The 13,483-nt window shown below is 31.6% G+C and carries 14 protein-coding genes; 5 read left to right on the forward strand and 9 right to left on the reverse strand.

The window, feature by feature from the left end; all coding sequences use genetic code 11:
• Positions 1 to 27: 27 nt before the first annotated feature.
• The 7 genes from GFV01_RS08180 to recJ form a co-directional block, all read right to left on the reverse strand.
• Positions 28 to 2,202 carry a SurA N-terminal domain-containing protein gene (locus tag GFV01_RS08180; RefSeq protein WP_160566360.1) on the reverse strand — a complete coding sequence of 725 codons (2,175 nt, stop codon included), beginning with the start codon at positions 2,200 to 2,202 and terminating at the stop codon, positions 28 to 30.
• A gap of 155 nt (positions 2,203 to 2,357) precedes the next feature.
• Complete coding sequence (locus GFV01_RS08185; RefSeq protein WP_160542860.1) at positions 2,358 to 2,615, reverse strand: hypothetical protein; 258 nt, start codon at positions 2,613 to 2,615, stop codon at positions 2,358 to 2,360.
• Positions 2,596 to 2,910 carry a co-chaperone YbbN gene (locus GFV01_RS08190; RefSeq protein WP_105296559.1) on the reverse strand — a complete coding sequence of 105 codons (315 nt, stop codon included), beginning with the start codon at positions 2,908 to 2,910 and terminating at the stop codon, positions 2,596 to 2,598. Before GFV01_RS08190 ends, GFV01_RS08185 begins: the two co-directional genes overlap by 20 nt.
• A gap of 25 nt (positions 2,911 to 2,935) precedes the next feature.
• A complete protein-coding gene (locus tag GFV01_RS08195) occupies positions 2,936 to 3,574 on the reverse strand; it encodes a peroxiredoxin (RefSeq protein WP_160542859.1) in 639 nt (212 codons plus the stop codon).
• Between the two features lie 370 nt (positions 3,575 to 3,944).
• Positions 3,945 to 4,574 (reverse strand): 7-carboxy-7-deazaguanine synthase QueE, encoded by a 630-nt coding sequence (locus tag GFV01_RS08200; RefSeq protein ID WP_160542858.1) that lies wholly within the window; start codon positions 4,572 to 4,574, stop codon positions 3,945 to 3,947.
• Positions 4,575 to 4,625: 51 nt separating this feature from the next.
• Positions 4,626 to 5,201 (reverse strand): nicotinate (nicotinamide) nucleotide adenylyltransferase, encoded by a 576-nt coding sequence (nadD, locus tag GFV01_RS08205; protein WP_160566363.1) that lies wholly within the window; start codon positions 5,199 to 5,201, stop codon positions 4,626 to 4,628.
• Positions 5,202 to 5,210: 9 nt separating this feature from the next.
• Complete coding sequence (recJ, locus tag GFV01_RS08210) at positions 5,211 to 6,923, reverse strand: single-stranded-DNA-specific exonuclease RecJ (RefSeq protein ID WP_160557695.1); 1,713 nt, start codon at positions 6,921 to 6,923, stop codon at positions 5,211 to 5,213.
• A gap of 121 nt (positions 6,924 to 7,044) precedes the next feature.
• On the opposite strand from recJ, the gene GFV01_RS08215 reads away from it, so the two are divergent.
• From GFV01_RS08215 to GFV01_RS08230, 4 genes are all read left to right on the forward strand, one after another.
• On the forward strand, positions 7,045 to 7,536 hold the full coding sequence (locus GFV01_RS08215) for a hypothetical protein (RefSeq protein WP_160566366.1): 492 nt from the start codon (positions 7,045 to 7,047) through the stop codon (positions 7,534 to 7,536).
• A gap of 121 nt (positions 7,537 to 7,657) precedes the next feature.
• Entirely contained in the window at positions 7,658 to 9,016 is a 1,359-nt protein-coding gene (gene pyrF, locus GFV01_RS08220) for an orotidine-5'-phosphate decarboxylase (RefSeq protein WP_160566369.1), read from the forward strand.
• A gap of 17 nt (positions 9,017 to 9,033) precedes the next feature.
• The gene (ruvC, locus tag GFV01_RS08225) at positions 9,034 to 9,600 is read left to right on the forward strand and encodes a crossover junction endodeoxyribonuclease RuvC (RefSeq protein WP_160566422.1); all 567 of its coding nucleotides are present in this window, start codon (positions 9,034 to 9,036) and stop codon (positions 9,598 to 9,600) included.
• A gap of 12 nt (positions 9,601 to 9,612) precedes the next feature.
• Positions 9,613 to 10,446 (forward strand): hypothetical protein, encoded by an 834-nt coding sequence (locus GFV01_RS08230; RefSeq protein ID WP_160566371.1) that lies wholly within the window; start codon positions 9,613 to 9,615, stop codon positions 10,444 to 10,446.
• Here GFV01_RS08230 and GFV01_RS08235 read toward each other — a convergent pair.
• A complete protein-coding gene (locus GFV01_RS08235) occupies positions 10,443 to 10,931 on the reverse strand; it encodes a DUF4293 family protein (protein WP_160566374.1) in 489 nt (162 codons plus the stop codon). The genes GFV01_RS08230 and GFV01_RS08235 overlap by 4 nt on opposite strands.
• Before the next feature lie 90 nt (positions 10,932 to 11,021).
• On the opposite strand from GFV01_RS08235, the gene rho reads away from it, so the two are divergent.
• On the forward strand, positions 11,022 to 12,695 hold the full coding sequence (gene rho, locus GFV01_RS08240) for a transcription termination factor Rho (protein ID WP_160542851.1): 1,674 nt from the start codon (positions 11,022 to 11,024) through the stop codon (positions 12,693 to 12,695).
• 145 nt (positions 12,696 to 12,840) lie between these two features.
• On the opposite strand, the gene GFV01_RS08245 is transcribed toward rho, so the two are convergent.
• Positions 12,841 to 13,413, reverse strand: a complete 573-nt coding sequence (locus tag GFV01_RS08245; RefSeq protein ID WP_160566377.1) for a DUF2892 domain-containing protein — start codon at positions 13,411 to 13,413, stop codon at positions 12,841 to 12,843.
• Positions 13,414 to 13,483: the final 70 nt, after the last annotated feature.

Below are 13,483 nucleotides of genomic sequence, written 5' to 3' on the forward strand. Positions count from 1 at the left end.
TGCTTTTTTTAAAATTTATTGTCTAAATTATTTTTGTTGTTGATTTAACAAGATACCTCTATAATCGGTAATATCTGACTCTTGAACTAATGATCTTAAAAGCAAAGAAGGCATTTGTTGAGCATATTGACTCATTAAAGAAGTTTTAAGCTGTTTTTTGTCTCCAACTTGTCCTTTAGTAATCGATTTAGTTACAATTACATAAACTCCGCTTTTTCCTTCAATTGCTTTTGAGGTAATTCCTTGTTTTAATCCAAATGCTGCACCCCCCACCTTAGGCTCAAATTCTCCGTTTACTGATGGATTATCAAAACTTATTGAAGCATTGCTTTTTGTAGTTTTAAATTCAGTTGCTAAGTTGTCAAGTGATTTGTTTCCTGAATTTACTTTTTCAGCAATTATCTTACCCAGCTTTTCATTCCTTACCTCAGTTTCAATTTCATCTCTAACTAAAGAAGGATCTGCCAACCCTTTACAAAATAAAGATGAAACTCTGGCTACAATATAACTTTGGTCACCGGTAGTGAATACTTCAGTATCACCAAGTTTTCTTTTAGAATCAAACGCCCAAGCAATAATATCAGAATCTTTATCTGTATGTAATCCGTTCAACATAGAACCAAAACGTAATATGCCACGTTGCTGTTGAGGTTTATAGTTAGATTTTTTAGCGAAATCAATAAATTCTCTAGATGACTTTCCTTGAATGGATTGTATGAAATTGGTTGATTGTTTACGGGCAGTCTCGATAGTTTCCTCAGAAGGTTTAATTTCTTTCGCAAGATCTGCTAGTTTATAAACAATTTCATCCGGTTTCCTTTGAGATATCATTAATACCAAATATCCCTGAGGAGTTTCAATAACTTCTGCTTTATTTGTAGGAGAAGTTTCTAAAAAACGTTGTAATTTTTTATAAGGAGCAGGAAAATCTTGAGCTGTTGTTAACTTCATTTCACCATTATTCGAGGATGCCGTCGGATCGTCTGAATATTGAGAAGCTAATTTTGCAAAATCACTAGGATTTGCATTTAATTTTGCAGCTAGTTCATCCGCTTGTTTTTTTGCCTGATCCTTGTTTCTGGCAGTTTTAGGCTGTATTTGCTGAGCTCCGGTGTAACTTATTAATATATTTTTAGCAGTTACAGAATCCGTATTTTTTTTAGCTATTAATTTAGATAATACATAGTAACCATTATCTTTATAAGCATTAGAAATTTGTCCGATAGAAGCATTTTTTACCCAATTTTGAATATTTTGAGGCAATTGCTTTTCGCTTCTGTATTGAGAGATAAAAGGTTTATCTGCAATTTGTGCGGTATTTAATTCGCTGATATATAGTGAATCATTTTTAACCGAACCAAATGCTTGAATGGTATCCCCTTCAATAATGGATTGAGATAATAAGGCATTTAATGAATGTAATGTGTTATTTTCATCGGAAGGAGTAGGTTTTGCAGAAAAATATACAAAATCTAACGTTCTGTTTTCGTCTATTTTAAATAATGATTTATGTTTTTCAATATAAGCTTTTAAATCTTCGTCTGTGACCTTAACAGGGTTTGATTTCTGATATGTATTATAATCGATTTTAACGTATTCAATATCTGCAATATTGGATTGATTTTGTGCTAAAAGTTCAATTTCCTTGTTATTGGTTAACATTCCGGAACCATAAGTCCCTAAATATTGTTTACCCATTGCCTGATAACCAAAATTCTTTTTTAAAGTCATCATAGTTTGAAAATATTCTCTGTATTGCGGAGAAGCATTTTGGCTTTCTTCCATTTTTTGGAATTCATCCTGAATCAATTTGGTATTAATATTTCCGCTTTTATCTTTGAATTGAGGATTGTTAAATAAAGGAGAGGATTTGGCTATATTCCAAATCATTTTATCAGTTAAAATTAATCCTGAGGCATTAAATTTTTGCTCAATTAATTTTTGTTCAATTAACGAATTCCAAACTTGTCCTTCAAGTAAATTTTCCGGATATTGCCCTTGGTACTGAGAAGAAAGAAGACTAAGTTGACTATAATATTCCTGGCGAGAGATCGCTTCTTTGTTTACTTTTCCCAAAACATTGGGATCTTTCTTGCCAATTCTGCTCCAATCAATTCCACCTAATAAAAATAATAATAATGCTACAGCAACAAAACCTATTAATAACCCGTTTCTTTTTCTTATTTGTCCAAGAATAGCCATTTATTCGTAATTTAATTTATTTTAATTTACGAAATTACGGTTTCGACATGAAATATGAAAATAATATTTACCTTAATAGTTCATTTTTAAAAATAAAAAAAACCTCGCAAGAAAAATCTTGCAAGGCTTTTAAAAATTAAATTTAAAAGTATAGACTATTTATCTATTGACCCGAGGACACGTTTCATAAATGCATTTAAAGCATTTTTTTCATCCATACCCTCTCTCATTAGCTTATTAACTTCAATAGCTCCGTACATATTAGAAAGCACTTCTCCTAAAACATCTAATTCTTCATCTTTCAAACCCGGAGCTTCCGTTAAGTTCTCTAAGGTTTCAATTGTTTCATTGATATAATCTTCATCATTATTTTCAATGAATTGAGTTAAATGTTTAATTATGGGTAACTTCATTTACTAATTCTTGTAAAGGTTCTATTTTATTTGTTTGTATTTGATTAACCAGCTTTCCGTCTTTAAAAGAAGCAAAAGTCGGTAAGTTAGTCACATTTGCTAATTTTCTGGATTCAGGAAATTTTTCCGCATCGACAATTAAAAAAGGAATGGTGCTGTTTTCTTCGCCAATTTTTTTAAATTTCGGCTTCATAATTTTACAGTTTCCGCACCATGAAGCAGCATACTGAACGAGAACGATCGGAGATTCTTTGATAATTTCACTTAAATTATCTTCTTGTAATTCTTGTACCATTTTTTTGTATTTTAAATTATAGTTATTAATGAGAAGATAAATAATCCGATACTCCTTTACGATTGGCATTCATCGCATCTTTTCCTTCTTCCCAGTTAGCCGGACATACTTCACCGAATTTTTGAACATGAGTATAGGCATCTATAAGGCGTAAATATTCTTGAACATTTCTTCCTAATGGCATGTCATTAATACTTTCATGGAAAACTTTTCCCTCTTCATCAATTAAAAAGGTTGCTCTGTATGCAACATTGGATCCTTTCAATATCACAGTTTCATAATCTTCATCATATTCGGAAGATTCAATATCTAAAATTCCTAAAATATTAGAAAGATTACGTGTTGTATCTGCTAAGATTGGATAAGTAACTCCTTCTATACCGCCATTGTCTTTAGGTGTATTTAACCAGGCAAAATGTACTTCGTTAGTATCACATGAAGCCCCTATAACTATAGTATTTCTTTTTTCAAATTCAGGTAGTGCTTGTTGAAAAGCATGAAGTTCGGTAGGACAAACGAAAGTAAAATCTTTAGGATACCAAAATAATAAAACCTTTTTATTTTTTTTAGTTGCCTCCTCAAAAATATTGATCTTTAAATCATCCCCCATGTGATCCATGGCATCTATTGAAATGTTTGGAAATTTTTTACCTACTATTGACATAATTTTATTGTTTTGTTTATCAAAATATTATTTCATTTTTTATATTTCAAAATTAGTCAATAAAACAAAGTCCCTATGTTTTGTAAGCATAATTCTTTTTTATTGAAGAATAAAAAAAAACTATATACATAAAAAAATTTCACGATAACTTCCCGGATTTTTTATTAAGATAGTAAAAATAAATAATTTATCCTATTAAATGATATAAACACAAAAGGATGAATTAATTAAAAAATATTGAAATCTGATAGTAATCGGTTATAAAGACATGATTCGGCTAATTCTAATAAAGATTAAAGGCATTAAAAACTAAAAAATGTAGTGTAGAAGGGGGAAAGGAAATAGGATTAGACTTTATCAATTGCTGTTATTAGGGAATGTTTAAATATTTATGAGTTTGTAAAGAAACTTGCCATTTAGGGTTTTTCATCACATAATCAATGATTTTTGGAGTAACTTTATTCCTATTACTCCATTCAGGTTGTAAATATAAAATGGCATTATCATTTACTTTAGAAGCCTGTTCTTCCGCAAAAATAAAGTCATGATTATTATAAACAATTACTTTTAATTCATTTGCTTTTGCATACACACTTTCGAGAGGAAGGGCTGTTTTTTTAGGAGACAGACAAATCCAATCAATATGTCCCGATAGAGGATAAGCTCCCGAAGTTTCGATATGTATTCTGCAGCCCAAATTTTTTAGTCTGGACGTTAAGGGCTCTAAATTCCACATTAAAGGTTCCCCTCCGGTTAAAACAATGGTTTTCGATTGGGAAGCAGCCGTTTCGGCAATTTTATCTACCGAACTAACCGGATGAATAGAAGGATTCCAACTCTCTTTTACATCGCACCAATGACATCCTACATCACAACCGCCTATTCTTATAAAATATGCAGCCGTACCGGTATATCTACCTTCTCCTTGAATGGTGTAAAAATGCTCCATAATAGGTAATGATAGACCGGATTCTAAATCCATAGTTATACTATCTTCCATTTACTTATAATTTTTTAGCAAAAAACAACTTGCAAAATTACAAAAAAGTAATTATTTATAAAGATTGCTTCCATCAATATAATTGAAGACTTCCGGAGGAAGCATGGGACGAACATTTTTATGTTCTTTAATCATGGAGCGTATTAAGGTAGAAGAAATTTCAATGATGGGAGCGGAAATTTTATGAATATGTGGATGGTCCATAGTTTGTTCCTTCTGAATACTGTTAATTCGAGGATAAACAAATAATGAATGATATTTTAAAATTTGATCATAATTTTTCCATTTATGAAATGAATTCAAATTATCTTCTCCCATTAGTAAAACAAAATCATAGGATGGATATTTTTCTTTTAGTACAACCAACGTATCAATGGTATAGGAAGGTTTGGGTAAAGCAAATTCAACTGAAGAAGATCTGAAATGCGGGTATTTTTCAATGGCAAGGTTTACCATTTCCAATCTGTGATGATCTTTTAACAGAGTAGATTTATTTTTGAAAGGGTTTTGCGGAGTTACAACAAACCAGATTTGGGTAAGGTCTGAATTTTCAATGATATAATTTGCAATAATTAAATGTCCTATATGAATAGGATTGAATGATCCGAAAAATAAACCAACTTTCATTCAACAAAGTTACAAATCCTCATAAAATTTAACATCTTTAATTTGCAGTTGATAAAAAGTTTTGCCTTGCCAATAATTTTCATATAAAGTGAAAACCATATCAAAAGGATATTTTTCAAATTTAGGCAAAAGATGACCCATTTTAAAGGCGATAGCTTCAAATGAATTTTTAATGGAATCTTGGAAAACAATAATTTTTAAATGGGAACGATCCTTACCCATAAGCGTATAATCGCCTCCAAAATAAACATTTCTAGCTAAAAATACCGGGCGCAAATTAGACGGGCCAAATGGAGCAAAATAACTGATAAGTTTGAAAAAACGTTTATTTATTACGGATAGAGATATTTCTTCGTCTATTTCAATAGTAGGCGTTCTTTGGCTTTCCTTAATCGTTTCTTTAACAACAGATTCAAATTTTTCTTTAAAGGGTAAAAAATTCTCTTTTTTAATCGAGAGTCCTGCAGCATACATATGACCTCCAAATTGTTCCAAATACTCAGAGGTTTTTTCCAAAGTTTTATAAATATCAAAACCGGTAACACTTCGAGCAGAAGCAACCAGGTCTTTATTTTTTCCTTCTGTAAAGACTAAAGTAGGCCTGTAATATTCTTCAATTAATCGGGAAGCTACAATTCCAATGACCCCTTTGTGCCATTTGCGATTAAAAACAATGGTGGAATAAGTACTGGTTTGACCTGTTTTTATAATTTCTTGAATGGCTTCGGAAGTGATATTGGCATCAAGCTCTCGACGTTCGTTATTAAGCTCATTAATTTGAGTATAGATCTTTCGAGCTTCAATGTCATTAGTTGTAATAAGTAGCTTTACAGCATTGCTTGCATGGCTGATTCTTCCTGCAGCATTTATTTTAGGAGCTATTCCAAATACAATATTATTAATTGAAAAAGCTTCACGGGTTTCTTTGGGTAAAAAAACCTTTAAACCTACTCTGGGTTTTTCCAACAATTGTTTCAAACCAAATGCAGCTAAAATTCGATTTTCACCGGTTATCGGTACAATATCGGCAGCGATACTGATAGCTACTAAGTCTAAGTAGGGAAATATATCTTCCTGTGGAATTTGTTTTTGGGAGGACAAAGCTTGAATAAGCTTAAAGCCAACCCCACATCCGCTTAAAAATTTATAGGGATACTTGCAATCTGATCTTTGCGGGTCTAAAATAGCAACCGCTTCCGGAAGAACTTCATCCGGCAAATGATGATCGCATACGATAAAATCAATGTTTTTATCTTTTGCATAAGAAATCTTATCTTTTTCTTTAATTCCGCAATCTAATGCAATTATTAAGGAAAAACCATTAGCAGCGGCAAAATCGATGCCCTGGTAAGAGATGCCATACCCTTCTTCATATCTATCCGGTATATAATAATCGATATGCTTATAAAAAGAATTTAGAAAAAGATACATCATTGCCACAGAAGTAGTACCATCCACATCGTAATCTCCATAAATAAGTATTTTTTCATTAGTATTTATGGCTTTTTCGATTCTTTCTACAGCAATGTTCATGTCCTTTAGAAGAAAAGGGTCATGAAGTTGATCAAGCGAAGGTTTAAAAAAAGTTTTAGTTTCATCAAATGTAGAAACACCTCGTTTTAAAAGAAGGCTGGTAATTTCCACAGGGAATCCCAGTTCTTCAGCTAGTTTTTGGGCTTTATTTGGATCAGGTTGAGGTAAAATTAACCAACGATTTCGCATAGTTTACAAATGTATATAATTTTAGTAAATATGAGTACTTTGATTTTATCTTTTATAATTATAGAAGATTGGCTAAAAAAAGATTGAATGTTTTTATATATTTGATTAAAAATAAAATATAATGGAAAAATTAAGAATTTTATTCTTTTATGTATGGCTGTTTAGCTTATACTCTTGTAATCCGGGACCCGGAAAATTTAATGACAATTTAATGGAAAATTTAAATAGAGCAGACAGGGAATATACCACCTTTTATGCTTTGGTTGAACAGCACCCTGATACCGGTGACTTTGTTTCCGTCACCAAAAAAGGAAAAGTTGCTTCTGAAGAATTAGAAAAATTGATCAACAAAATTAATGGCTATGAAGTACCCAAAGATGGGGAAGATTTAAAAAACTTATGTGAAGAGTATATCCATAATATGATTACGTCGATAAAAGGATTTACTTCAAAAGAAAAATTAACAAAAGATCAATTTGAAAAAGCTCTGGAAGACATGGATGTAAATGAAGTTAAATTAAATGAAATTGACGGTAAAATTGTAGAAGCCCAAAAATCATTTGCCAACAAAAGAGGGTTTGAGTTAAAGGATTCATCATCAAATAAAAGATAAATATGGATAAATTTTATTATTGTTACCAAAATGTTAAATAGTTAAGGAATTTAATTTCTCTTAGTTTTTTACAAACACTTAAATTTATTAATTTATTACCTTTGCTTAAATCAAAAGAAAGATGATTAACAAAGAAAAATTTTTACTCAAATCTTATGAACTGGGAATAATAAAATTTGGTGAATTCACTTTAAAAAGTGGGATTCTTTCTCCTTTTTACGTTGATTTACGACCATTAGCCTCCAGTCCGGAATTACTAAGCGAATTGTCACAACTTTTATTGGCTATGCTAAAAGATTGTAGGCACGAACTTATTTGCGGTGTTCCCTATGCAGCTTTACCTATGGCTACGGCGATGTCTTTAGAATCTAAAGTGCCATTAATTATAAAAAGAAAAGAGAGTAAAAATTACGGGACGAAAAAAATGTTGGAAGGGATCTTTAAAGAAGGACAACGTTGCGTATTGGTGGAAGATGTAATAACAAGTGGGAAAAGTTTGCTTGAAACAATAGAAGAGGTAGAAAAAGAAGGACTAAAAGTAAAAGATATTGTTGTAGTATTAGATAGGCAACAAGGGGGTAAAGAATTATTGGAAAGCAAAGGATATCATGTTCACACTTTATTCAGTATTGAAAATGTAATTGATATTCTGTACAATCATGAATTTTTAAATCAATCACAAGTTGTTAAAATTAAAGACTTTCTTAAAGAAAAACCAACGGTACAATTAAGTGCTCCTCGATTAACCTATGAGGAAAAATTAAAGTTACAGAATCATTCGGTTTCTAAGAAGCTGATCGAAATTGCATTATCAAAAAAAACCAATTTAATAGCTTCCTTAGATACCCATAAATCTGCAGAAATTTTAAAATTAGCCCATCAAATAGGGGATTCCATTGTGGCTGTTAAATTGCATTCAGATATAATTTCAGACTTTACTGAAAATTTTATACACGAATTGAAAGAGATTGCTGCAGCTAAAAACTTTTTATTATTCGAGGATAGAAAATTTGGAGATATTGGTAATACACAACATATGCAGTTTACCGGAGGAATTTATAAAATTTCAGAATGGGCAGATTTAATAACCTCTCATGTTATAGCCGGAGAAGAAAGCTTACAAGTATTTGGTGAAAAAACCGGAGTAGTGACTATTGCAGAAATGTCGTCAAAAGGAACTTTAACAGATGAAAACTATAAGTCGAAAGTTATCGAAATTTCAAGTAAAGTATCCAATGTAATAGGATGTGTTGCCCAATCCAAACTACCTTCTGCTTTATTGTTATTCACTCCGGGGGTGAATTTAACTGAATCAGGAGATTCCAAAGGTCAGCAATTCAATACTCCTGAAAAAGTATTCTCCGACTATCATACAGATTTTATTATTGTCGGCAGAGGCATTTACGGAGCTAAGAATCCGGAAGAAGCTGCCAAGAAATATAAAGAAGAAGGCTGGAAAGCATATTTAAAGAATTGTTAAGATTACATTATTAAAACATTTTGACGGAAAGAATTATAATAGGAATCGATCCCGGAACGAATGTTATGGGATATGGGATTATTAGTGTAGTGGGTAATAAAATGAAGCTTTTGTGCATTGATGAGCTAATTCTTAAAAAGGTTGAATCCCATGCATTAAAGCTTAAAAAAATATTTGATAAAACCTTGTCGCTGATTGATACCTATCATCCGGATGAATTGGCAATTGAAGAACCCTTTTACGCTAAAAATGTTCAGTCTATGTTAAAATTAGGCAGAGCGCAAGGTGTGGCTATGGCTGCCGGCTTACTAAGAGAAATTCCTATTACAGAATATTTTCCAAAAAAAGTTAAAATGTCAATAACAGGAAACGGTAATGCATCCAAAGAACAAGTTGCAGGAATGTTAAAAACTTTATTGAATTTAAAAGATTTTCCTACTCAATATTTGGATGCTTCCGATGGACTGGCTCTGGCAGTATGCCACTTTTTAAACAGTAGAGCTCCCTCATCGGCAAATACTTCAAAATCATATTCGGGGTGGGATTCCTTTGTAAAAAATAATCCAAAAAGAGTGGGCAGTTGATAAGGCCGTGAAATGAAAAAATCGATTGAAAGGTTTTTAATCAATACTCAATTGTGGGTTTCTTTCATGATTTCTTTATTATGTCTATTTTTTGGAAGTTTAAACCACTCCGTAAATTACAACAGAATTGCAATAATTTTTTTTTCTGCCTTAGCTGCTTATAATTTTATTTGCTTTCAAAATACTTGGTCGCGAAATATCTTAAAAAAACTTTCTTTTCATATTTCAATCATCAGTTTAATACTTGTGGCTTTTATAGTATGTAAGGAAAAAGATTTACTACAATTTTTTCATATTGCATTTATTGGAAGTATTGTAATCATGTATAATTCGGACTTTATAAAGATTCCATTTAGAAACATTCCTTTATTAAAAATTTTTATTATATCATTTGCATGGGCCTATGCGATTCTATATATAGGAAATACAGGTAATCGTAATACTCTCTCAGAATTTTTAATTCTGTATACTTTTATCATAGGGATAACTCTGCCTTTTGATATTTGCGACATGAAAGAAGATGTTATTTGTACAATACCCAACTATTTAGGGATACGAAAAAGCAAAGGTATAGCTTGTATATGTTTATTTCTATCTGCACTAGTTTTTGCTTTGACTTTTTATAAGCAAGGCGATTTAATCTATGTGACAGCATGGGAAGTGGTGTGTATAATCAGTATGGGTATGGTAGTATTTATGGGAAAAACACATCAATTTTTTTACACCCGTTTTTGGATGGAAGCTTGTTCTGCTTTACCCATAATTATTATATGGTTGCAAAAAATAAGAGTCGTTTTATTTTATAAAACGACTCTTGCACTCATTAAAAGTTGTTATGAGTTTTAACGGAATCTATCTACAGATTTTATGAGCTTTTCATCCTTATTGATGTACTTATTTGCCATGGCAAGCAGAATAATCAGCAGGACCGGGACGAGTAGCTCAACACCTTTCTCAGGAAGTGTAGTACTTCCTCCAGATGAATTTAGCAAATCATAAACCATAAAACCGATCAACAATACGTTTATAATTATATTTATATAATTAATTTTTCTTTGAACATTTCTGCTTTTAAAGCAGAATAGGGAAATAAAAGCTAACAATCCGATGAGGAACAAAAGGAACATATCTGTTAAATCATTAGGAATGAAATCAGTTATATAACCGACAGCAAATCCCAGTATACCGGCTAATGATAGATAAATACTTTGAATTCTTTGGATCAAAATTTCGCTTTTTTGAACAGCAAATGTATAAAAAATTAGCGTTTTAATAAAATATTTTGTAATATTGCTGAATAATCTACTAAAGATTAGTGCATTATTTTTCATAAAGTTACCACTTTATTCTTTTATAAAATAATCAAAATCAATATTTTACGTAATTTTCGAGTAATTTTAAAATCATACTAAACATAACTTATGTTTGAGGAACAAAAGCTTAAAGCAATGAAAGTGGCTGATTTGCAGTCTATTGCTAATGAATTAAAAATTAAAAGTTCAGGATTAAAAAAATCAGAATTAATTGAATTAATTTTAGCTCATCAAAACAAACAAACACACCATAATGAGTCGGAAAAATCAACCGATGAAGAGCCTATAATAACGGAAAAAAGACAAAGAAAAAGAATACCTGCTAAACAACAGCAGAGAGATACTTTATTTTCTAAAGAGGAAGTGGTTGAAAATAAAAGTTCCCAAGATGATGACTCACTAATAGATGATGACGTTCAAAAAGAAGTTTCGGAAAATGATGAAGATTTTAAAATTGATATTCCGGTTTACAGAAAGCCGCAAGTTATATTAAGAAAAAGTGCAGACAGCACTCATTTTCAAAAAACTACAGTTTCTAAGGATGATAAAAAGCTTTTTGATGAAGAGCCTAAAACCAATTATCAAAGCCCGAAGAAAAACAATACTAAGGAATATGCTAACAGACCGCATACCAATGGTAATAAATATCGTTCCTCCGATTATGAATTTGAGGGTATTATAAAAACAGAAGGAGTTTTAGAGATCACTCAGGACGGATATGGTTTTTTACGTTCTTCTGATTTTAATTACCTTTCATCTCCCGATGATGTATATGTTTCTCCTTCCCAAATTAAGCTTTTCGGACTTAAGACCGGAGATACTGTTACCGGAGAAGTTCGTCCGCCGAAAGAAGGTGAAAAATTTTTCCCTTTAGTTAAGATTATCGAAATAAACGGAAGAGATCCTTTATTTGTTAGAGATCGAGTATCATTCGAGCATTTAACTCCCTTATTTCCTGAAGAAAAATTTAAATTAGCAGGTAAAGGAGCTACTTTGTCAACTCGTGTGGTAGATTTATTCTCACCTATTGGAAAAGGACAAAGAGGGATGATCGTTGCTCAGCCTAAAACAGGTAAAACAATTTTACTGAAAGATATTGCCAATGTAATTTCCATAAATCATCCGGAAGTTTACATGATTGTATTATTGATTGACGAGCGTCCGGAAGAGGTAACCGACATGCAAAGAAGCGTCAAAGGAGAAGTAATTGCTTCAACTTTTGATGAATCTGCTGAAAAACATGTAAAAGTTGCCAATATTGTTCTGTCTAAAGCACAAAGAATGGTGGAATGTGGACACGATGTAGTAATATTGTTAGATTCCATTACCCGTTTGGCTCGTGCTTATAATACGGTTTCTCCGGCATCCGGTAAAGTACTTTCCGGAGGGGTGGATGCCAATGCACTTCATAAACCGAAACGTTTCTTTGGAGCAGCAAGAAATATTGAAGGAGGAGGTTCTCTTACCATTATTGCAACGGCATTAATAGATACCGGATCTAAAATGGATGAGGTAATTTTTGAAGAATTTAAAGGTACCGGTAATATGGAGCTTCAACTGGATAGAAAAATTGCTAATAAACGTATTTATCCGGCTATTGATTTGGTTTCGTCTTCTACCCGTCGTGACGATTTATTATTAGATCCGGTTTCTCAACAAAGAATGTGGATATTAAGGAATCATTTAGCAGATATGAACCCATTGGAAGCTATGGAGTTCTTAAAAATGAGATTAGACCGATCTCTTTCCAATGAAGAATTCTTATTAACGATGAATCAATAAAAATAGCTAATAAAAAATATAAAATATAGAAGATAAAAAGGCTGTTAATTTAACAGCCTTTTTTATTAATAAAAATCTAAAACTAGGATAGTTATATTTGAAATTTGAAAAAGTTTTTTATATAACAAATATAAGCTAAAATTAATTATTTCATAAATTTAGAACGACTTCTCATTTGAGGGTTGATCATATTGCTTCTCGAAACATTTACTCTTTTCATTTGTTCTTTCATCATTTTAATTTGATCTCCCAGCATGTTGGAAGTATCTAATTTTTTAGCTTCACTTAAAAAACGTTCTGCCTCATTTTTATTGCCTCTCATCATAGCTCCTGCCGCCAAATTTAGTGTAGCCAATGCGCGATCGTGTTTAAAGCTTAAACCGTAATCTAAAGCTGTTTTCATATACGATTCGGCCTTAGCAGCATTGCCTTGAGCCTCAGTAATCCCCATAAGATAGTTATAATATCCGTATTGTTTTCTTACTAATTGACTTTTCACATTAGTAATTTTGTCCAACCAGGAACGAGCACCTACAAGATCTTGTTTTCTCAGTTTCCAAAAAGCCAATAAAATATATTCGTTTCTGAAAAATAATAAAATAGGCACGGCAGAAAGAATAACCAATAGAATTCCTAATCCTATTTGACGATTAAACATCAGATAAATGCCCAATCCGATTATGAGGGCTGCAATAACAAGTTTTATATATTTATTCATGGTAAAGTCTTCAAATTTCGACAAAGGTAACAATAAGTGTTGAAAAAATAAGGATTAATAAGAAGGTGAA

It is taken from the genome of Apibacter sp. B2912, from assembly GCF_009827835.1.
In the GTDB taxonomy this organism is placed as follows: domain Bacteria; phylum Bacteroidota; class Bacteroidia; order Flavobacteriales; family Weeksellaceae; genus Apibacter.